At 65.4% G+C, this 20,092-nt stretch carries 18 protein-coding genes; 10 read left to right on the plus strand and 8 right to left on the minus strand.

The window, feature by feature from the left end:
• Positions 1-159 precede the first annotated feature (159 nt).
• The 4 genes from WFP78_RS03400 to WFP78_RS03415 form a co-directional block, all read right to left on the minus strand.
• A complete protein-coding gene (locus tag WFP78_RS03400) occupies positions 160-831 on the minus strand; it encodes a glutathione S-transferase family protein (protein ID WP_336958640.1) in 672 nt (223 codons plus the stop codon).
• A 235-nt stretch (positions 832-1,066) separates the two neighbouring features.
• A complete protein-coding gene (gene glpX, locus WFP78_RS03405; RefSeq protein ID WP_336958642.1) occupies positions 1,067-2,041 on the minus strand; it encodes a class II fructose-bisphosphatase in 975 nt (324 codons plus the stop codon).
• Between the two features lie 306 nt (positions 2,042-2,347).
• Positions 2,348-3,658: a homoserine dehydrogenase gene (locus tag WFP78_RS03410; RefSeq protein WP_336958643.1), complete on the minus strand. Its 1,311-nt coding sequence runs from the start codon at positions 3,656-3,658 to the stop codon at positions 2,348-2,350.
• 119 nt (positions 3,659-3,777) lie between these two features.
• Entirely contained in the window at positions 3,778-4,545 is a 768-nt protein-coding gene (locus WFP78_RS03415; protein ID WP_336958645.1) for a hypothetical protein, read from the minus strand.
• Between WFP78_RS03415 and WFP78_RS03420 the strand changes: the two genes are divergently transcribed.
• From WFP78_RS03420 to WFP78_RS03450, 7 genes are all read left to right on the plus strand, one after another.
• A complete protein-coding gene (locus WFP78_RS03420) occupies positions 4,544-4,705 on the plus strand; it encodes a hypothetical protein (RefSeq protein ID WP_336958647.1) in 162 nt (53 codons plus the stop codon). The genes WFP78_RS03415 and WFP78_RS03420 overlap by 2 nt on opposite strands.
• Positions 4,706-4,905: 200 nt before the next feature.
• The gene (locus WFP78_RS03425; protein ID WP_336958649.1) at positions 4,906-5,562 is read left to right on the plus strand and encodes an energy transducer TonB; all 657 of its coding nucleotides are present in this window, start codon (positions 4,906-4,908) and stop codon (positions 5,560-5,562) included.
• 78 nt (positions 5,563-5,640) lie between these two features.
• Positions 5,641-6,402 carry a MotA/TolQ/ExbB proton channel family protein gene (locus tag WFP78_RS03430; protein WP_336958650.1) on the plus strand — a complete coding sequence of 254 codons (762 nt, stop codon included), beginning with the start codon at positions 5,641-5,643 and terminating at the stop codon, positions 6,400-6,402.
• Positions 6,403-6,506: 104 nt separating this feature from the next.
• Positions 6,507-6,995: an ExbD/TolR family protein gene (locus WFP78_RS03435; RefSeq protein ID WP_336958652.1), complete on the plus strand. Its 489-nt coding sequence runs from the start codon at positions 6,507-6,509 to the stop codon at positions 6,993-6,995.
• A gap of 117 nt (positions 6,996-7,112) precedes the next feature.
• Positions 7,113-7,535, plus strand: coding sequence for an ExbD/TolR family protein (locus tag WFP78_RS03440; protein ID WP_336958654.1), 423 nt, complete (start codon positions 7,113-7,115; stop codon positions 7,533-7,535).
• Positions 7,536-7,629: 94 nt separating this feature from the next.
• Positions 7,630-8,052: an ExbD/TolR family protein gene (locus tag WFP78_RS03445; RefSeq protein WP_336958656.1), complete on the plus strand. Its 423-nt coding sequence runs from the start codon at positions 7,630-7,632 to the stop codon at positions 8,050-8,052.
• Positions 8,053-8,705: 653 nt separating this feature from the next.
• Positions 8,706-9,041: a PilZ domain-containing protein gene (locus WFP78_RS03450; protein WP_336958658.1), complete on the plus strand. Its 336-nt coding sequence runs from the start codon at positions 8,706-8,708 to the stop codon at positions 9,039-9,041.
• Between the two features lie 751 nt (positions 9,042-9,792).
• Here the strand turns inward: WFP78_RS03450 and WFP78_RS03455 are convergent.
• Positions 9,793-11,550, minus strand: coding sequence for an ABC transporter transmembrane domain-containing protein (locus WFP78_RS03455; RefSeq protein ID WP_336958917.1), 1,758 nt, complete (start codon positions 11,548-11,550; stop codon positions 9,793-9,795).
• Between the two features lie 267 nt (positions 11,551-11,817).
• Here WFP78_RS03455 and WFP78_RS03460 point away from each other — a divergent pair, with 267 nt between their 5' ends.
• The gene (locus WFP78_RS03460; protein ID WP_336958660.1) at positions 11,818-13,044 is read left to right on the plus strand and encodes a polyhydroxyalkanoate depolymerase; all 1,227 of its coding nucleotides are present in this window, start codon (positions 11,818-11,820) and stop codon (positions 13,042-13,044) included.
• A gap of 489 nt (positions 13,045-13,533) precedes the next feature.
• Here WFP78_RS03460 and WFP78_RS03465 read toward each other — a convergent pair whose 3' ends face one another.
• The 3 genes from WFP78_RS03465 to WFP78_RS03475 form a co-directional block, all read right to left on the minus strand.
• Complete coding sequence (locus WFP78_RS03465; RefSeq protein WP_336958662.1) at positions 13,534-14,841, minus strand: class I SAM-dependent methyltransferase; 1,308 nt, start codon at positions 14,839-14,841, stop codon at positions 13,534-13,536.
• An 80-nt stretch (positions 14,842-14,921) separates the two neighbouring features.
• Positions 14,922-16,103, minus strand: a complete 1,182-nt coding sequence (locus WFP78_RS03470; RefSeq protein WP_336958664.1) for a mechanosensitive ion channel family protein — start codon at positions 16,101-16,103, stop codon at positions 14,922-14,924.
• A gap of 228 nt (positions 16,104-16,331) precedes the next feature.
• The gene (locus WFP78_RS03475) at positions 16,332-17,684 is read right to left on the minus strand and encodes a putative O-glycosylation ligase, exosortase A system-associated (RefSeq protein WP_336958666.1); all 1,353 of its coding nucleotides are present in this window, start codon (positions 17,682-17,684) and stop codon (positions 16,332-16,334) included.
• 255 nt (positions 17,685-17,939) lie between these two features.
• On the opposite strand from WFP78_RS03475, the gene WFP78_RS03480 reads away from it, so the two are divergent.
• Positions 17,940-19,163 carry a TIGR04063 family PEP-CTERM/XrtA system glycosyltransferase gene (locus tag WFP78_RS03480; RefSeq protein WP_336958668.1) on the plus strand — a complete coding sequence of 408 codons (1,224 nt, stop codon included), beginning with the start codon at positions 17,940-17,942 and terminating at the stop codon, positions 19,161-19,163.
• Positions 19,164-19,174: 11 nt separating this feature from the next.
• Positions 19,175-20,086: a hypothetical protein gene (locus WFP78_RS03485; RefSeq protein WP_336958669.1), complete on the plus strand. Its 912-nt coding sequence runs from the start codon at positions 19,175-19,177 to the stop codon at positions 20,084-20,086.
• Positions 20,087-20,092: the final 6 nt, after the last annotated feature.

Genomic DNA, 20,092 nt, shown 5'->3' on the forward strand with positions numbered 1-20,092 from the left:
GCTGAACCGCATTGCGGGCCGGGGGTACAGCGCCCCGGTCCGCGGAGAAGGGGCTGGCCCGACGGCACCGGGTCGGCCCCTTCAAGAATCCGGCCTGCCTTGCGCAGCATTGCGTGCAGCATCGTCCGTCGGCGGCCCGCATGGCCCGCGGGTCTGCCCTCAGAAATCGGGCTTTTCATAATGGGTCGGCGGCACCACGATTTCCATCCGCTCCGACAGCAGCGGGCGGAAAGACGGGCGCGATTTGAAGCCGGCATACCAGCGTTTCACCGTCTCATGCCCGGTCCAGTCGACCCCGCCCAGATAATCGGCGACGGAAAGATGCGCCGCCGCCGTGATGTCGGCCAGGCTCAGCGTGCCGCCCGCCATCCAGCTGCGATGGTCGAGCAGATAGTCCATATAGTCCATATGGGTATTGGCGCGCTTCATCGCCTCGCGCAGGATGCCCGCGTCGGGCGCCATGCGGTGGACGATCCGTTTTTTCATCCGTTCGTTGAGCAACGGCCCCACGACGTCGCCATAGAAGATCTGGTCGAACCAGGCGATGAGGCGACGGACCTCGGCACGGCCGGCGGCCGTCCCCGCGATCAGCGGCACCCGCTCGGTCGTTTCCTCGAAATATTCGCAGATCGCCTGGCTGTCGATCAGGGTGATGCCCTTCTCTTCCTCCACCATCACCGGGGTCGTCCCGGCGGGGTTGAGGTCGAGGAATTCGTCCCGCATCAGCCAGGGCGATTCGCGCACCAGATCATAGCCCACCCCCTTTTCGCCCAGCAGCAGGCGGACTTTGCGGGAAAAGGGGCACAGCGGAAATTGATAAAGCTGCCACATGACTGTGCCTGTTAGGCCAGCCGGGCGTGCGGGGAAAGCGCGATGGTTGCCGGAAACGACATTTCGTCACCGCCGGCCATGGCAGAAGCAGAGCCGGGGCAGGGCCGGGCGCCGCATATGGCATGGCGCAACCGGGCCAATCCCTTGCGCCGCAATGGACGCAAAAAAAGGGGGCGACCCAGCGACCGTCCCCCTTTTTTGTCATGGTCTTGTCGTCATTGCCCTGACGGCACTCTTATTTCTCGGTGCGATGCTCGCCCTTGACCCAGCGGACCGTGCCGGAGCTGGCGCGCATCACGACGCTTTCGGTCGTCATCTTGCCGCCGGGCAGGCGCTTGACGCCGGCGAGCAGCGATCCGTCGGTCACGCCCGTCGCGGCGAAGATGCAGTCGCCGATCGCCAGTTCCTTGAGGTCATAGACCTTGTCCAGATCGGTGATGCCCCACTTTTTGGCGCGGGCCTTTTCATCGTCGTTGCGGAACAGCAGCCGGCCCTTGAACTGGCCGCCGACGCAGCGCAGCGCGGCGCAGGCCAGCACGCCTTCCGGCGCGCCGCCCGAACCCATGTAGATGTCGATGGTGGTTTCGGGATTGGTGGTCGCGATCACGCCGGCCACGTCGCCGTCCGGGATCAGCATGATGCCGCAGCCGATGGCGCGCAGCTCGCTGATCAGCTTTTCATGCCGCGGGCGATCCAGCACGCAGACGATGAGTTCGCCCGGCTCGACACCCTTGGCCTTGGCGACGGCTTCCACATTGTCCCGCACCGACTTGTTGAGATCGATGATGCCCTCGGGATAGCCGGGGCCGACGGCCAGCTTGTCCATATAGACGTCCGGCGCGTTCAGCAGGCCGCCTTCCTCGGAGATGGCGAGCACGGCCAGCGCATTCGGCCCGGCCTTGGCGGTGATGGTGGTGCCTTCCAGCGGATCGAGCGCGATGTCGATCTTGGGGCCCTTGCCGATCGCGTTGCCGACCTTCTCGCCGATATAGAGCATCGGCGCCTCGTCGCGCTCGCCTTCTCCGATCACGACGGTGCCGTCCATGTAGAGATCGTTGAAGGCGATGCGCATGGCTTCGACCGCCGCTGCGTCCGCCGCCTTTTCGTCCCCCCGGCCGATCAGCTTCGATGCGGCGATGGCCGCAGCCTCGGTCACACGGACCATTTCCAGCACCAGGACACGGTCAAGGATCGAACTCGGCTGCACCATAAGGGAATCCTCACTGACTAAAACTGCGTTTGCGATAAGCGGTCCCCCCCCGCTTGTCGAGGCGGGGCAGGCTCCGAAAGGGATTTTTCCGCTGCGACGCAATATGTTTGCGACGGCGACCGTTGCGGGGGCGGGGATCGAGGGGTGGAAACGACGACAAGGGTGGGAAGGCCGGCACCTTCATTGGCCCGTCGCGCAAGCCGTGCATGGCTTTTCGGCCTGGGCGCGGTGATGCTACAGGCTATCGCCACGGGCAAGGGACGCGACGGACCTCCGTCGCGTTGGCCTGTCGGTCGAGCCAGCCTGTCAGTCGAGGATGTGCATCACCATCGGCGTTTCCAGCAGGCTGTCGGAGCCGGCAAGGCGCGCCAGCGTCTCGACCACGCAGCGCTCTTCGCCGGCATGGGTGACGATCGCCACCAGCACGCCATCGGCCTGATTGGCCCCGCGCTGGATCATGCTCTCGATCGAAACGCCCGCATCGCGCGTGGCCGCGGCGATTTCCGCCAGCACGCCGGGGCGATCCTGCACGCGGAAGCGCAGATAGGTGCGGCCCGTCCGCCGCCCGGCATCGGCCGGGTTCTTGGGCGAAAGCGCTTCCACCGCCATGGCGAAGGCATCGCCATATTCGTCGCGCGCCACGTCGATCAGGTCGGCGACCACGGCCGAGGCCGTGGGGCCTGCGCCGGCGCCGCGCCCCTGGAAGAACAGGCGGCCGACATAATTGCCTTCCGCCACCACCGCGTTCAGCGAGCCGTCGACATGGGCAAGCGGGTGGTCGAGCGGCACCAGCATCGGATGCACGCGCTGGAACAGGCCGTCCGGCCCATTCTCCGCCATGCCGACCAGCCGCACGCGATAGCCCAGCGCCGCGGCCTCCGCGATGTCGGCGGCGATCACATGGCGAATGCCGGTCACGGCGACGGCGGGAAAATCGATCTGCGTGCCGAAGGACAGGCTGGAAAGGATCGACAGCTTGTGAGCGGCGTCGATGCCGTCGATGTCGAAGCTCGGATCGGCCTCGGCATAGCCCAGGTCTTGCGCCTCCTTCAGCACCTCCTCGAAGCCGCGCTTCTCCTTCTCCATGGTGGAGAGGATGTAGTTGCAGGTGCCGTTGAGGATGCCATAGACCCGGCTGATCTCGTTCGCGGCCGCGCCCTCGCGCAGCCCCTTGATTACCGGGATGCCGCCGGCGACCGCTGCTTCATATTTGAGCGCGACACCGGACCCCTGGGCGATCTGCGCCAGCGCCATGCCGTGATGCGCGAGCATCGCCTTGTTGGCCGTGACGAACGGCTTGCCCGCCGAAAGGCACTGGCGGGCGAGGGTCAGGGCCGGCCCGTCCGCGCCGCCGATCAGCTCGACAATGGCGTCCACATCGTCGCGCCCGGCAAGGCTGGCCATGTCGTCCACCCATTCATAGGGGGACAGGTCGACGCCACGGTCCTTCGTCCGGTCGCGCGCCGATATGGCGACCACCTGGATCGGGCGGCCGGCACGCCGGCTGATCAGTGCGCCGTTGGTTTCGAGCAGCCGGATCACGCCGCCGCCGACCGTTCCCAGCCCGACGATCGCAATTCTCAGCGGCCCTGCACCATTGGCCCGCACATCAGTCATGTCAGCTCCTGCGCCCTTTTATGTCGCTGCGGCTGATAGACGCCCCCCCCGGCTTTTCCAAGGGGGCGATTGAACAGGCCGGATCGCAGACGTCCGGCGCCAGGAGATGAGGCGCGGGCTCAGGCCGGCCCCGTTCGCGTGCGCCCGCACGGGCCAAGGCCTTTGAGGACCAGCTGATAGTCCGCGCGGGCCTGCTCGGCATCGGCAACGGCCAATGTCCGCACCGACCGGGCGGGCAGGGCCGCGGGCAGGCCGCAGGCCAGCCGATACCACAGCAGACTGTTGGGTTTTGGCGTAGCCGCCGCCTCATCCACGATTTCGCCAAGCGCCACGGCCCATTGCGCTTCGGCGCCGGGGCGGCGGACGATGGAGAGCGACACGGGCTGGCCATTGTCGGTCTTGAGGAAGATCTGCGTCTCGCCCTCGCCCGCGATCGTGCCCGCGACATGGAAGGCATCGCCGATGTCGGTGATCCGCGGGGGAGGGGATGCGCCAAGCGCCTCCGCGGCGATCGCCTTCACCTGCGCCTCCGTCCCCGGCGTCCAGCCGATCTGTGCATCGGGTGCGGTCAGCTGAACCTCGCCGGGGCGGCCGGTCGTGCGCGCGAACAGCAAAATCTGCTGCCGCTTGAGCTTGGGCGTCTTGCCCCGCGAATCCAGGGGGACGTCGTACAGGTAGGAAATTTCGGGGGTGATTCCCCCCTCGCCGCGAATCAGATTCGTCACCTGCGCCTTCAAATATGCCCTTCGATGGCCCGGTTTGACCCCCTGGGACTGCTCCGGCTTGAGGAAAATGACGTCCGTCACAATCGCTTTTGCAACCAACGGAGCATCCGTCGCAAAGTCGGCCAGATCGGCATAGGACAGGGGTGTTGTTACCGGTCTCATGCTGCTCGCCGCGATGGCGGAAACGCCGGAAAACGGGGCGTTCGCGGCAAAAATGAGGCAGGTCGAACACAGGGTTTTGAAAAAAGTGATGGCGGAAGTCTGCATCATGTTCGTTCTGTCCATAACGATCGTGGCGATCATGCCACAGGCAAGAAAATAAGGGTTGTTTTATGCACGTCGGGTTTACCAGCGATAAAGCGTTTGCGTCCCGCGATTGCCCGCGATAGGAATTGCCCCGATAGCAAACAAGCGGACCTGGGCCAAAAGATGAACGGGGAACTCCCCCCGCTCACCTGTTGGCTTCTGTTTGCTAGTGGTCGTACCAAATTATGAAGCCGAGTTAAGGAGTGTCGTTGCTGAATGGCCTATGCTGACCACTCACAATCGTCGAGTCGCACAGTCTCGATCATTATCGTCGCCCTGATTCACGCGGTTCTCGGCTATGCTTTCGTCACCGGCCTTGGCATGAAATATGTCAAAAAGGCGGCGGAACAGCTGAACGTTGTCGACGTGAAGGAAGAGCCACCGCCACCGGACGAGGAGCCACCGCCGCCGCCGCCCGAAAAGCAGATTGAGCCGCCACCGGTTGTTGCTCCTCCGCCGATCGTGCAGACGCCGTCGCCGGCTCCGCCGATCCAGACCGTGCGTACGCCGCCTCCGGTGTATGTGCCCACACCGGTCGCCGCACCCCCGCCGCCACCGCCGCCTGCTGCTCCTGTGATCAGCAAGGCCGCAGGGCCCAGGGGCGACGCTTCCCGCTGGTTCTCGTCTGACGACTATCCTGCATCGGCGCTCCGTGCCGAAGCGCAGGGCACCACCGGCATGGCATTCGATATTGATGCCGGCGGGCGCGTGACAAATTGTCGTGTCACCCAGTCGAGCGGTAACGCCGACCTTGATGATACGGCATGTCGTCTGATGATGCGTCGCGGTCGGTTCTCGCCCGCGCTCGACCAGGGCGGCAGCCCCATCGCCTCCACCGGCACCCGCCGCGTGACCTGGCGCCTGCCGCAGTAATCATAGAGCTTATCGGGGGCGGACGGCCTGGCTACCGCCCCCCTCTTCATTGAATCCATTGAGAGGGAAGTCACAAAAATGTTGATTGAGATCGCAGCCGCCGCTGCCCCCAAGGCGGCAAACCCCTATGGCCTGCTTGAGGCGCTCCAGCAGGGCGGCGTCATCGCCTGGACCGTGTTCATCATCCTCTGCACGATGTCGGTCGGCACCTTCTTCATCCTGTTCACCAAGCTGATCGAACAGCAGAAGGTGATCAACCAGTCGAAGAAGATCCGTGCGACCTTCTGGCGCGCGCCTTCGTTGAAGGAAGGTTCGGCCAAGCTGGAGAAGAACTCGGCCTACAAGCAGCTGGTCGACGACGGCATCTCCGCGCAGGAACAGCATGGCAAGCTGACCGATCCGGTCGAAGCGCATGACTGGCTGCACGGCTCGCTCGCACGCTCGGAAGCGGCGATCAACTCGAAGCTGGGCGGTGGTCTGGCCTTCCTCGCGACCGTTGGTGCGACCTCGCCGTTCATCGGTCTGTTCGGTACGGTTATCGGTATCTACCGCGCGCTCATCAAGATCGGCGCTGCCGGTCAGGCCTCGATCGACGCGGTCGCCGGCCCTGTCGGTGAAGCGCTGATCATGACCGCGCTGGGTCTGGCCGTGGCCGTTCCCGCCGTGCTTGCCTACAACTTCCTGCAGCGTCGCAACAAGTCGATCGCCGAGGGCCTTGCCGCCTTCTCGACCGACCTGCTGGGCTATCTGGTGTCGAACGGCGCCGTGAAGCCGACGATCGTGGCTGCTGCTCCCGCTCCGGCGGCAAAGCCTGCCACCCCGGCGGCGACCAAGGCCTGATCCAACCGGGTTCATCCGGCCGGCGTCCAATGGAGCGCCGGCCGGACATTCCGGGGCCGGCCCAAGAGAAGCCGGTCGTGACAGACAAGTTAGGATACTGATTTATGGCAATGAGCGTTGGCTCCGACGGCGGTGACGAAAAGCCGATGTCCGACATCAACACGACGCCGCTCGTCGACGTCATGCTGGTGCTGCTCATCATCTTTCTCATCGCGATCCCGGTGGTCGTCCAGACGATCGACCTTCAACTTCCCAAGGTGGCGTTCGAGCCGACCACGACCAAGCCCGAAAACGTCTCCCTCTCGGTGACTTCCTCTCCGGATGGCGGCTGCGCGGTTTACTGGAACCTGACCAAGGTCAATTCCGAAGACCTGCTCAACCGCGCCGTCGCCAAGCTTGAGGCCGATGTGAAGAAAGCGGGCGGCGTTGAGAATATGACGGTTGAAGATCTGCCTGAAGTGCATATCCGGGGTGATATCAACACGCCCTGGCGTTGCATCGGCGGCACGATCTACACCATGCAGCGTGCGGGTTTCCCGAAGGTCGGCTTCATTTCCGAGCCTGAGCCGGGCTCGACCACCCAGCGCCTGTAAAGGCAACGGGAACAATATTGGAGGCGGCGGGTACGACCCTCGTTGGAACTGCCGCCCCGATTGCCTTGAACACAATATGACCGGGCAGCCCGGTCCATAATCAGGAGTGCCAAAGTCATGGCCATGAGTGCCGGCAGCGACGATGGTGAGCCGATGATGGACATGAACACGACGCCGTTGATCGACGTCATGCTTGTGCTCCTCATCATGTTCATCATTACCATCCCGATCCAGACCCACGCGGTGAAGATCGACCTTCCGCAGAACCAACAGACCGACTCGCCAATGGTCGATACCGTGAAGAACAAGGTGACGATCGATCCGTCGGGCACCATTGCCTGGAACGGAGCGTCGATCGATCTGCTGACCTTGCGTCAATATCTGGCCCAGTCGCTGCGCTTGCCGGTGGAGCCGGAACTGCAGTTCCAGCCCGATGCGCAGGCCCGCTATGTGGTGGTCGATCAGGTGCTGGCGGAGATCAAGCGTTCGGGCGCCACGAAGCTGGGCTTCGTCGGTAACGAACAGTACGGCACCTTCTAGGTTTGATTTTCGAAAGGGCCGGCCGCATGGTGCCATTGGGCGCCATGCGGCCGGCTTTATTTATATATGATGGGTTATATGGAGTGCTGAAATCATGGCCATGAGTGCCGGCAGCGACGATGGCGAGCCGATGATGGACATGAACACGACGCCGTTGATCGACGTCATGCTCGTGCTCCTCATCATGTTCATCATCACCATTCCCATTCAGACCCATGCGGTGAAGATCGACCTGCCGCAAAATGCGCCTTCGACCCCCGATGTGGTCGATCCGGTGAAGAACAAGGTGACGATCGATCCGTCGGGCACCATCGCCTGGAACGGTGCGCCGATCGACCTGCTGACCCTGCGCCAATATCTGGCCCAGTCGCTGCAGCTGGCGGTCGAACCGGAACTGCAGTTCCAGCCCGATGCGCAGGCCCGCTATGTGGTGGTCGATCAGGTGCTGGCGGAGATCAAGCGCTCGGGCGCCACGAAGCTGGGCTTCGTCGGTAACGAACAGTACGGCACCTTCTAGGGCGCCGGCACTGCGCCTATGCGCGCCTGTGAAATGGTGCAGCGGCGCGCGTGACTCGTTTCTATCCCCGTGCTCCCGCTATTGTTGAGTAGCCAGTGTTCCGGTGCGCGAGCATCTCGACCTGAACGAAAATGGCGAGAATGCATCGCGCTTGATCGGGCGCTCGCCCTGCGTCCCTGCGCCTTGTTCGTTTGCCCGGAAAACCGGAACTCATGTTTCTGCGCGGTGGCTTGGTTCATCGTCCCGCCAGATGCGTCCCATCCCCGGATGCGCCCACCAAACGACTCGGGATCACATTTCAGGTCGCGGCATCCCATGTGAGGAAGTACGCGCCATCGCAGTTTGAGTGCGTAGAACGGCGGGATCTGCATCCGTTGGGACAGGCTCGTGCGGCAAGGGCTTCAATGGAGCGGTTTGCGATCCGATGGCATTGGAGCAACTGCTCCAAGCTTCTGATGTGTCACATTTTTCGAGCCGTCAGATGAGTACGTCTGGCTGGAAAATGCTCCGGCGGCGCTTTTCCCATGCGGCCGTTCGTCCTGTGCTCATTCACCCTCTGACTGGCCGCGCGCCAGCGGCCATGCCGATTTGATTAAGCAGTTCGTTAGCATTTATCATTAGATTTGGCCGTTGAACGAGCGGTGCAGCGAAACATGGGCGCGGAAAGACTGATCTGTAAAAGCGGCAAGGGGCGGGAGTTGGACCGTCACGATGTGCTGATCGGCGTGAAGTTGCGCCGTGCCGGGGAAACCTGGTTCTCCAGTCGTATCGCCGATCTTTCCCTCAGCGGCTTCCGCCTGCAGAGCTTCGTGAAGCTGGAGCAGGACATGGAATTATGGATCATGCTGCCCGGCTTTGAAGGGCGCAGGGCGACGGTGCTGTGGGCCCGAAATCATGAAGCAGGCTGCGTCTTCGAGCGGCCCCTGCACCCGGCAATCTTCGATCATATCATCCGGACGGCCCGCAACAGCGCCCATAGCATCAACTAGAGGCGATCCACATCCGGTTCAGGTGGAGCGGAGAAGGCTGATTTTCGGGCATCGGAGCGCAGCGCATTTCCAATATGTGAGCACCGCAGCGGAGAGTGTGAAACAAGGCATATGACTCGTTTCAACGCTTTGCAGGCTCGCATGGGTTGAATGGCGATCGATCTTGGAGCGGCTTCCGGCCCGACAGTGTCGGATCAACCGCTCCATGGCTAGGTCGACCGCTTTGTCTTGATCAACGGTCGATCCCGATCGTCCGGGAATCGCTCCAGATCATGATCTCCTCCAATCGCATCGAACCGTCTATTCCAGTCCATGTGATGTGCCGCGATTACCGGGGCATCGGATACCGGTTTTGCCGGGCGCCGTTTCCATCCGGTTGGCCATCGCTCCAGAGCCGGCCACCATCGTGCCCAAGCGGGCCTGCCATTGGCCCTTCCATGCGCCGCTGCTCAACAACATGACGACGGTGCTCGCCGGTGCGTGAGCATCATGGCGTCGATCGACTGTCGCCTGCCACTCCCTTTCCACCTGAACGGCATGGCGACCGGTGCCGGGTCGTCATGAAGGGCTGGCATTCCCATGGATCGCCTACCCGGCGGCGATAGCGATGCCTCGTGTCAGTCCTGCACAATGGCCATAAGCATCCGGATAGCGCGGCATCTGACGGGCCACGAGTGTCCTCGCCGCAAGACAAGGCGCCGCAGGGCTGCACCCCAAGGATGATCGAGAGGTGCGATCCCGTCGCCGCCGATCAGCCCGCTGCGGCGGCGCTGACCGGATAATCCTGGAACTGCAGCTGCGAGAGTCGGGCATAGAGGCCGCCTGCCGCGCTCAGGGAAGCATGGTCGCCCTGTTCCACGATGCGGCCCTCGTCCATCACGATAATCCGATCGGCCTTGCGGATCGTCGCCAGCCTGTGCGCGATGACGATGGTCGTGCGCCCGGCCATCAGCCGTTCCAGTGCATCCTGCACCAGCCGTTCCGATTCGGCGTCCAGCGCTGAGGTCGCCTCGTCCAGCAGCAGGATCGGCGCATCGCGCAGCAAGGCGCGGGCGATGGCCATGCGCTGGCGCTGGCCGCCGGAGAGGCGCGCGCCGCCTTCGCCCATGAACGTGTCGAGTCCATCAGGCAATGCACGCAGGAAGCTCTCGGCATTGGCCGCCCGCGCCGCCGCCCACAGCGCCTCGTCGGGGGCATCCCATTTGCCATAGCGCAGATTGTCGCGCGCCGATGCGGCGAAGATCACGCTGTCCTGCGGCACCATCGCCATCATCGCGCGAACGTCGGCGGGGTCCGCGTCGGTCAGGGCGACGCCGTTCAGCCGCACCGCACCGCCCTGCGGATCGTAGAAGCGTTCCGCCAGCTGGATGAGCGTCGACTTGCCCGCGCCCGAGGGGCCGACAATGGCCACGGTTTCGCCGGGGGCGATGGTTAGTGAAAAATCGTCCAGCGCCAGCGTATCCGGTCGGGTGGGGTAGCTGAAGCGGACATGGTCGAAGGCCAGCTCCGCCTTGCCGTCATGCGGAATGGGCACGGCATGGGCGGGCGGCGCGATGTCGCCCTTCGCGGTCATCAGCTCGCCCAGCCGCGCGGCCGCGCCCGATCCGCGGAGCAGGTCGCCCCAGGTTTCCGACAGGGCGCCAAAGGCCCCGGCGACGAGCCCGCCGGTCAGGGTGAAGGCCGCGATCGTGCCGCCGGTCAGGCGCCCGGTGGCCACGTCCAGCGCGCCCTGCCACATGACCAGCGTGATCGACCCGAAAATCAGGGTGATGACCACCGCCGTCATGATGGCGCGGGTGAGGATGCGGCGGCGCGCAGCGGCAAAGCCATTCTCCACCGCCCCGCCGAAACGCTCCGATTCGCGCGCTTCCTGCCCGAAACCCTGCACGATCTTCATCGCGCCCAGCACTTCGGCGGCCATGCTGCCGATGTCGGCCAGCCGATCCTGACTGGTGCGGGAGAGGGCCCGTACCCGCCGGCCGATGATCAGCATGGGCAGCAGCACCAGCGGGATGCCGAGCAGCAGCAGCGCGGCTAGCCCCGGCGCCAGCATGAACAGATAGACGATGCCGCCGATCCCGGTCGCCATGTTGCGCAGCGCCACCGACACGCTGGTGCCCACCACCTGTTCGACGATGGCGGTATCGGCGGTCAGCCGCGACGCGATTTCGGAGGGCCGGTTTTCCTCGAAGAAGCGGGGCGGCATGCGCATCAGGTTGCGGTGGACCGCGGTGCGGATGTCCGCCACCACGCGCTCCCCCAGCCATGAAACGAAATAATAGCGCAGCGACGATGCCATCGCGAGCACGACCACGATCAGCATCAGATATTCGAACCAGCGGCTGATGTCGGCGCTGTTGCCACTGGCAAAGCCGCGGTCGATCACCAGCTTGAAACCGCTGGGAATGGCCAGCGTCGCCGCCGAAGCCACGATCAGCGCCAGCAGCGCGCCGGCCACGCGCCCGCGATAGCGCAGGGCATGGCGCCAGAGCAGTTTCAGGCTGCCCATCTGCCGCCTGTCCCCGCGCTGCTGCGCCCTGCCGCCCCGGCGCCCGTCCGGCGCCGCCTCATCCTGCCTTGCGGCGCCCGTTTCTGCCATCTGCGGCGCTTAGCAGCGCGGCTGCGCAACCTCAATCAGGATCATCCACATGATATGTTGGAATTGGGACGGCGAAGGGCTATATCCTATGACAATATTCAGTGCTTTCACGTGTTGAAGATCGATGCGCTGTTATGACGTAACCATGGTCGCATAACGCGCACAGGACGATTGAAAATGTTGTACCACGCCTATGAATTTCAGCGGAATCTCCTTGCGGGCGTGAGCGCCATGGCAGATATCGGCGTGGAACTGCTCAGCAATCCGACCAATCCATTCGCCTATTTCGGTGGCGGGCCGATCTTGGCCTCGGCCCTGGATGTGTTTGCCCATGCGTCCGCGCCGCGCGGCAAGCCCGCCTTCGACCTTCCCGTGACCATGATCGATGGCCAGGAAGCCAAGGTCACCGAAGTGATCGAAGCGCGGCGGCCCTTCGGGCAGCTCGTGCATTTCACCCGGGAAGGGCGCAAGACCGGGGACGACCCCAGGCTGCTGATCTGCGCGCCGATGTCCGGCCATTTCGCCACGCTGCTGCGCGGCACCGTGGAGCGGCTGCTGCCGGGCCACGACATCTGGATCACGGACTGGCGCGACGCGCGCAACGTGCCGTTGGAAGACGGCCGCTTCGACCTGGACGACTATATCGACTATCTGGTCGGCTGGCTGGAGCATATCGGCCCCGGCGCGCATATGCTGGCGGTGTGCCAGCCTTCCGTGCCCGCTTATGCGGCGGCTGCGTTGATGGCCGCGGACGGCAATCCGGCGCGCCCGCGCACGCTGACCATGATGGGCGGGCCGATCGACACGCGGCAGGGGCCGACCGTCGTCAACGACCTCGCCACCCAGCGTCCGCTCTCCTGGTTCGAGCAGAATGTCGTCGCCGCCGTGCCCTTTCCCTATGCCGGTGCCGGCCGAAAGGTCTATCCCGGCTTCATGCAGCTGGCCGGGTTCATGACCATGAACCTTGGCAACCACATGCTCAGCCATTGGGAGATGTTCAAGCATCTGGTCGAGGGCGATGAGGAAAGCGCCGAGGCGACCAAGGATTTCTACGAGGAATATCGCTCGGTCTGCGACATGTCGGCGGAATTCTACCTGCAGACCGTGGCGGAAGTGTTCCAGAAGCACAGCCTGCCCAAGGGCGAATTCAGCCATCGCGGTCGGCTGGTCGATCCCTCGGCGATCACCGATATCGGCCTGCTGGCGGTGGAAGGCGAGCGGGACGATATTTCTGGCATCGGCCAGACCATGGCGGCGCTGATCATCGCGGACAAGCTGCCGGCGGCGCATAAGAAATATTATCTCGCCAAGGGCGTGGGCCATTATGGCATCTTCAACGGCAGCAAATGGCGCGGCAATATCGCGCCCGTGCTGGAAGAGTGGATTCGCGCGCATAACGGGTAAGAGGGCGGCGGGGCGCCGGATACATATCGCCCGCGCCTTCAGGGCCGATCGACATTCAGCTTCGCGCGGTACCGTAACCCATTGGAAAACGTCATGCTGAACCTGTTTCAGCATCCATTCCTCCTCCCGCGCCGTAAGGCGAGGAAGGCACCATGGATACTGCAACAGGTTCGGGATGACGGATGGGATGTTGTGCCCAGCGGCGCTGCGCCGGCCGCTGCGGTTTGATCTGACCCGCTCGGGCAGAGCCTTCAACGCCTGTCCTGTGCTTGGTGAGCGCGCGCCGGCACCGTTCTTTTCGAAAAGAAGAGCCATGGACCGCCGCGCCCGGAGCCGAACCTCGCCCCGGTTCGGGCGCGAATAGCGGCAGGTGATCAACATCTGTCGCACGGGGCTGTGGAGCGGTTTGCGCCGACACGGCGCCGCCGCCGATTCTTCGATGCCGCCATGTCCGAACCGTCTGGCGATTCCGCCCGACGCAACGTTGTCCTAAACGTCCGGGCGGCTCGCGATCTGCGCGGCGAGTTCCAGCGCGCGCGCCGGGGGGACGGCGCCGGTCAGCGCCAGCGCCAGGTCGCCTTCTTCCCAATAGGCGACATTGTCCTGGCTGCGCCGTTCGACCAGCGGCTCGCCTTCCGCCGGGGTTTCCGCCTTGCCCACCAGCAGCGACACAGGCTCTGCCTGCGCCGTGGTGAGGGACAGGGCGACCGCCGGGCTGCCCTCGGTCGGATAGAGCTGAACGTCGCGCACGCGCCATCCGGCGGGCAGGCGGGGCACGTCGATGCCCGTCGAGCGGCGGATTTCCACGCTGTCGAGATGCGGGCTTTCCAGCTGCGATGCCATCGCCTCGCGCAACAGGCCGGTGCGGTGGGATGCCACCGCTTCATCGACAAAGCTGGAGGCGCTGGCCGGCGCAGGAAATTCGCCCAGGGCGCCACGGGCGATCCAGCCGGTCGCCACCAGCGCCGCGATGCCGGCGGCGCGTAGCGCGAACCGCGCGGATCGCTTGTTGTCGTTGGCGGCGATGGCATGGGCCGGGCGCGTACCGCCGGCCAGCCGCTTGATGCCGACCAGCGTTCCCTTGGTGCCGTCCTGCACCAGGGTGAAGTCGATATCCGGCCAGCGCTTGCGCCATGCGCGGGCGACCAGCCGCTCGCCGGGGCGCGCCGCATCGTCCAGCAGGATCACGCCACCGGGCGTCAGGCGCGAAAACAGGCTGTCGGCCGCGCCCCGCACCAGCGGATGCACCGACCAGGGCGGGCCGTCGATGACGATCATGTCGATCCGCTCGGGCAGCGCGCCGATGTCGTACCAGCGGCCGGGCCAGCCATCGATCTTTGCCTCCAGCGGCGCGTGGCGCAGGTCGACCGACAGGTCGTTGTCGGCCAGCCACAAGCGGGTCGCCTCGACAAAACCGCCATGCTGGTCGAAGCTGGTCAGCTGCCCGCCGCCATGCAGCGCCAGCGCCCGCGCCGCGACCAGCGTGGAGGCGCCAGCGCCCAGTTCCACCACGGCGGACGGGCGCAGCTGCTCGATCCGGTCGACGATATGCTTGAGGAAGCCGGTATCGGCCTTCCAGCTGCCCAGATGGGGCAGGGCGTCATGCGCCAGCCCCAGCCGGTCCAGCAGCGCCCGCTTCTGCGCCCTGGTGCCGCCCGACAGGCTGCGCAGCAGCCATGGCCAGCCGATCGCGCCGAAGGCCATGCGCCATGCCGTGTCGCTGATCCGCTGGCCCAGCGGCTCGTCCGTCCGCGCTTCGGAAAGCGAAAACAGGCCGGTCAGTTCGCGCGAGGTCACGTGCTTGGGTTCCTTCGTCTGTCGGCCATGGGCGAGGGTCTATGGATTTCAGCGCGCCGTGGAAAGGGGCGGAATGCGGATCATTCCCCCGTGGCCTTCGATTCGGCGCGTTTCGGCGTGGCGGAGGTGGTGGAATAGGGCATGACCATCCTGCCGTCCGGCGCGGCGGTAAAGGTGGTCTGCGTGGGATAGGCAAAGGCGATGCCTGCCTCGCTGAAGGCCCTCAACACCGCGAGCGCGACCTTGTGCCGGGTCATGAAATAATCCTGCCGGTCGGGGTCGGGCACGTCGAAGGCCAGCTCATAATCGAGCGAGCTTTGGCCAAAGGCGGTCATGCCGGCATGGACGAAGGTCACGCCCTGCGCCTCCACCACTTCCTGCAACAGGGCGGGGATGCGTTCGGCGACGTCCGCCGGCGTCTGGTAGATGACGCCCAGCGCAAAGGTGACGCGCCGCTGCACCAGCGTCTGCAGGCTGGTGATCTCCTTCTGCAGCAGATTGGCGTTGGAGATGATCTTGCGCTCGCCCGTCAGCGCGCGCAGCCGCGTGCTTTTGAGGCCGATGCGCTCCACCCGCGCGGTGGTGGCGTCATAGCTGATGATCTCGCCCCGGCGGAACGGCTTGTCGAAGATGATGGAGAGGGCAGCGAACAGGTCGGAGAAAATGCCCTGCGCGGCAAGGCCGATGGCGATGCCCCCGATGCCCAGGCCCGCGACCAGGCCGGTCACGTTCACGCCCAGATTGTCCAGCACCACGATCAGCGCGATGGCGAACACCGCGAACGTCACCAGCACCCGGATGATGCCCATGGCGTTGGCCAGCGTCTCGCCCTGGCCATCCTCGCCTGTGCGGCGCTCGATCAGCCCCAGGATGATCTCCCGCGCCCAGATCGCCGCCTGGAACGCCGCCGCGATGACGAACAGGAAGCTGACGGTGCCAAGCAGCGGTGTGGGCGGATTGGCATAGCCGGCGACCAGCCGCGCGGATGCCATCACCATGAAGAAATGCGTGGTGCGGGCGACGGCCCCGCCGATGACGGCGGTCAGGCCGAGCGGTTCGCCGGGCTTCCCCTTCAGCCGCATGCCGAGCTGGCGCGCCGCCGCCAGCAGCAGATAGATGAAGACGCCCGCGGCGGCCGCCAGCAGGATCTGCGTGGAATGGACGGTGAGCCAGTTCACCGTCGTCTCGATCATGTCGCGAAACGAAATGGGCTTCACCCTGACGTCCAGCCCGCTCAGCACGTCTTTCTTGTCGGCAGCCATTGTGATCCTTCTTGCAGTGTCAGGCGGCGGCAGGCGGGGTCTCCCCCCGGCCGCTGATGGAGAAGGGCGATCGGCCCGCACCCATGGTTGAGACAGGTAGCGGGTTACGCGCGGCAGGCGAAGCCCCCCGCACCATAATCTCTGCCTGTCCCCGGCATGGGCGCGATCCCCGTCGCCATGTGCCGGAAGAACCCCCTTCCGCGCCGGGTGTTCCGCCGATGCCTGCCTTTACGCGGCGGACGCGCGCTGCGCCATGAAGGGCGCGATCCCTTCGGCTCGGCGCTTGCGGGTGAGATAGGTGTCGAGCCCGATTTGCAGCGCCATCAGCATGAAGACGAAGGGCTGATAGGCGATGCCGACGAACAGCGCGCCGACCAGATAGACCAGGTGCCCCTGCTGTAACGCCGTCGCCAGCGGCGCTATCCATGCATGGTCGGGTCGCGCATCCTTGCGGTAATGGCGCCTGATCCATTCGGTGCGGGCCAGCGAAATGCCATGGATCAGCGCCCAGAGCAGGAAGCCGGGATAGCCCTGTTCCCCCAGCATCTCGAAATAGGCGCTGTGGAAGGCGCGGCCCTTGTCGACGATGGTTTCGGTTTCCATCCGCGTGCCGCCGCCGTCGGTGACGGACTTCACCGCCTCATAGCGGAAGCTGTTGCCGAGATAAGCGTCGAAACCGCCGCCCGTGGGCTTGGCCTTCACATAGTCCAGCGTCCAGTTCCACACGGCGATGCGGGTGGAGGCGCTTTCGTCCGACTGGTGGTTCTGGATGGTCTCCATCCGCTGGGTGAAGCTCGTGGGCAGGAAGGGGATGGCCGCCAGCCCCGCCAGCACGATCAGCGACCCATAGAGGATGCGCCGCTTCATGTGCAGGATGGACAGCCCTGCGAGCAGCAGGATACAGATGAGCCCGGTGCGCGCCTGCGTGCCGATGGGGATCAGCAGGCAGGCAAAGCACAGCGCCCAGGCGAACAGCGTTACCCGCCGCTCGGGCGGAAAGATCGTGCCATGGTTCGCCAGCCACAGGATCAGCGGGATGATCGCGACCGACACCATGGAGATGGTCGACCCTTCATAGAGGCCGGTATTGTCGTCGATCATCAGGTTGAGCACGCCATAGCCGCCGCCCGACAGGATCGTCTTGATCCCGCCGGTGACGATGATGGAGCTGGCGCACAGGATCATCACCAGCGCCAGCGCCTCGATCCGCAACCTGGTGCGCAGGGTGAGCGGCAGGAAGACCGCGAAGATCATCGCCCGCCAGACCCAGTTCCACTTCGACGCCGCGTTGACGGGGAAATCCGCATGGGCCGTGGTCCATGCGCACCAGGCCATCAGGATCAGCATCAGCAGCTGTCGCACGGAAAAGCGGCTGTTGCTCTTGTCGTCCAGCAACAGCCATCCGCCTGCCGCCGCGGCAAAGGCGATGGCCGAAATCGGGATGCTGTTCAGCAGAATATAGGACAGGCGCTGGGGCGATACGATGTCGATATAGGCATAGACCAGCACGAACAGGAAAGACCGCCGCAACCCCATGGCGAAGAAGGCGCCCAGAAAGGCCATGAAGAACAGGTCACGCATCGCCGTCCTCCCGGTCGAGGTCCGGGCGGGAGAGCAGCCGCCAGAAGACGATCAGCACGAGCACATGGCTCAGCAGCAGGGAAAAGCCGTCGATCATCCGTCCTGCTGGCCTCCTTTCCCGCCCACGCCCGTCCGCACGCCGGATAGGGCCTGCCCATGCCCATTCGCGCAGCGGATAGAATCTACCCAAGGACGCGGCTTAACCGATCGGGGTTGACGCGGCGTTAATCCTTTTGCGGCAGAGATAGGCCCGTCATGACGCGGGTTCTGCACATCCTCGATCACAGCCTGCCGCTCCACAGCGGCTATACCTTCCGCACGCGTGCGATCCTTCGGGCGCAGTTGGCGCAGGGATGGGAGGTGCGCGGGCTCACCGGCCGGCGGCATCTGGCGAAGGGACCGGCGGTCGAGACGATCGACGGCCTCACCTTCCACCGCACGCCGGGCGCATTGAGCGCCGGCAGCGGCGTGCTGCGCGAGTGGAAGGAAATCGGCGCCATGGCCGACGCCATCGAAGCGCTGGTGCGCGACTGGCGGCCCGACATCATCCATGCCCATTCGCCGGTGCTCAACGCCGTTGCCGCGCAGCGTGTCGCGCGCCGCCATGGCATCCCGGTGATATACGAGATTCGCGCCTTCTGGGAAGATGCCGCCGTCGGCAACGGCACCGGCACGGAAGGCAGCGCCCGCTATTGGCTGACCCGCCAGCTGGAAAGCCATGCCGTGCGCGCGGCCAATGCAGTGGCGGTGATCTGCGAAGGGCTGAAGGGCGATCTGGTCGCGCGCGGCATCGACGCGGACAAGATCGTCGTGTCGCCCAATGGCGTCGACATGGAGATGTTCGGCACACCGCTGCCGCCCGACACCGCGCTCGCCCGCTTCCTGGGGCTGGGCGACGCGGAGATCATCGGCTTCATCGGCAGCTTCTACGATTATGAGGGGCTGGACGACCTGATCGCCGCCATGCCCGCGCTGGTGGCGATGCGCCCCACGGCCAAATTGCTGCTGGTCGGCGGCGGCCCGTGCGATTCGGCGCTGCGGGCGCAGGCGGCGGCGTCTCCAGTCGCCGATCATATCGTCTTCGCCGGACGCGTGCCGCATGGCGAGGTGGAGAAATATTACAGCCTGATCGACATCCTCGCCTATCCGCGCAAGGCGATGCGCCTCACCGATCTGGTGACGCCGCTGAAGCCGCTGGAGGCGATGGCGCAGGGCCGGCTGGTCGCGGCATCCTCCGTCGGCGGCCATCGCGAACTGATCGCGCATGGGGTGACGGGCACGCTGTTCCCGCCGGACGATCCGCAGGCCATTGCCGATGCGCTTGCCGGGCTGCTCGCCGATCGCGGCGGCTGGGATGCGCGCCGCGCCATCGCCCGCGCCTTTGTCGAGGCGGAACGCAACTGGGCGTCGAACATCCTGCGCTATGCCCCCGTCTATGCGCGCCTGCTGCAGGGCGATCGCCGGGCGCGCGCGGCATGAGGACGCGGCGGATGCACAAGCGGCTGAGCGCCACGCATCTGATGGCCGGGCTTGCCGGCATCGGCGGCGCGATAGCCGCCGCGACCGTGCCGGTCGGCATCATCGAACATGGCATGGCGTTGACCGGCCTTGCGGACATGCTGCCGGCCGCCGCGCCGCCCTATGGGCTGACCGCGCGGCTGCTTCTTGCCGGCGTGGCCGGCGGCGTGGCGATGGGGGTGGCGCTGGTCACGGTGCAGCCCGGCCATGCGAACGGATCGAACAAGGGGAGTGGAACCATGGGATTTGCTTTTTCGAAGCTCACCGGCCTTGGTCGCCGGCGGCATGTGGACGATGGCGTGCCCAGCCTGCGCCGGCAGGATGCGCACCCCGATGCGCCTGCGCGTCAGCCGATCTTCGCGGTGCGCGATCTTGGCCTGGTCGATCTGGTCGGCAAGGCGCCATCGCCTGTGACCCAGGATCGGCCGGACGACGTGACGGAACCCGTCGCGCCCACCCCGCAGGCCGATCTGCCCGACATGGCGACACAGGATTATCGGATGCCGCAGGCGCCCGAGCCTTTGGACGACGCCGCCCTGGTCCGGGAAGCGGCCGTCGCGGCGGCTGCCGTGATCCGGCGGCCCGCGCCGCAACTGGTCTCCAGCCCGCGCCCGATGGGGCGCCCCTCGCTTGAGGGGCTGTCCGTTACCGAACTGGCCGACCGATTCGAACGCGGCCTCAGCCTGCGGGCCGCCAGCACGCCCGTCCCCATGCCCGCGCCCCGTGCCGATCCCGTGCCGGTCGCACCCGCCCGCCCGGTGGTGCTTGCCCATATCCCGCCCGCGCCGCCGGTGCCGGTCAAGGACAGCGTCGACGCCGATGTGGATGAAGCGTTGCGGGCGGCGCTCGGCACGCTGCAGAAGATGACGGCGCGCGCCCGCTAGGACGGA

The organism is Sphingobium aquiterrae (assembly GCF_037154135.1).
GTDB lineage: Bacteria > Pseudomonadota > Alphaproteobacteria > Sphingomonadales > Sphingomonadaceae > Sphingobium > Sphingobium aquiterrae.

Coding starts and splice junctions, on each gene's coding strand:
- WFP78_RS03445 (WP_336958656.1), top strand. CDS start 7,630: ATGGCCATGAGTGCCGGCAGCGACGATGGCGAGCCGATGATGGACATG.
- WFP78_RS03440 (WP_336958654.1), top strand. CDS start 7,113: ATGGCCATGAGTGCCGGCAGCGACGATGGTGAGCCGATGATGGACATG.
- glpX (WP_336958642.1), bottom strand. CDS start 2,041: ATGGTGCAGCCGAGTTCGATCCTTGACCGTGTCCTGGTGCTGGAAATG.
- WFP78_RS03480 (WP_336958668.1), top strand. CDS start 17,940: ATGACGCGGGTTCTGCACATCCTCGATCACAGCCTGCCGCTCCACAGC.
- WFP78_RS03485 (WP_336958669.1), top strand. CDS start 19,175: ATGCACAAGCGGCTGAGCGCCACGCATCTGATGGCCGGGCTTGCCGGC.
- WFP78_RS03420 (WP_336958647.1), top strand. CDS start 4,544: ATGCTGCTCGCCGCGATGGCGGAAACGCCGGAAAACGGGGCGTTCGCG.
- WFP78_RS03455 (WP_336958917.1), bottom strand. CDS start 11,550: ATGGGCAGCCTGAAACTGCTCTGGCGCCATGCCCTGCGCTATCGCGGG.
- WFP78_RS03475 (WP_336958666.1), bottom strand. CDS start 17,684: ATGCGTGACCTGTTCTTCATGGCCTTTCTGGGCGCCTTCTTCGCCATG.
- WFP78_RS03410 (WP_336958643.1), bottom strand. CDS start 3,658: ATGACTGATGTGCGGGCCAATGGTGCAGGGCCGCTGAGAATTGCGATC.
- WFP78_RS03435 (WP_336958652.1), top strand. CDS start 6,507: ATGGCAATGAGCGTTGGCTCCGACGGCGGTGACGAAAAGCCGATGTCC.
- WFP78_RS03400 (WP_336958640.1), bottom strand. CDS start 831: ATGTGGCAGCTTTATCAATTTCCGCTGTGCCCCTTTTCCCGCAAAGTC.
- WFP78_RS03470 (WP_336958664.1), bottom strand. CDS start 16,103: ATGGCTGCCGACAAGAAAGACGTGCTGAGCGGGCTGGACGTCAGGGTG.
- WFP78_RS03430 (WP_336958650.1), top strand. CDS start 5,641: ATGTTGATTGAGATCGCAGCCGCCGCTGCCCCCAAGGCGGCAAACCCC.
- WFP78_RS03450 (WP_336958658.1), top strand. CDS start 8,706: ATGGGCGCGGAAAGACTGATCTGTAAAAGCGGCAAGGGGCGGGAGTTG.
- WFP78_RS03425 (WP_336958649.1), top strand. CDS start 4,906: ATGGCCTATGCTGACCACTCACAATCGTCGAGTCGCACAGTCTCGATC.
- WFP78_RS03415 (WP_336958645.1), bottom strand. CDS start 4,545: ATGAGACCGGTAACAACACCCCTGTCCTATGCCGATCTGGCCGACTTT.
- WFP78_RS03460 (WP_336958660.1), top strand. CDS start 11,818: ATGTTGTACCACGCCTATGAATTTCAGCGGAATCTCCTTGCGGGCGTG.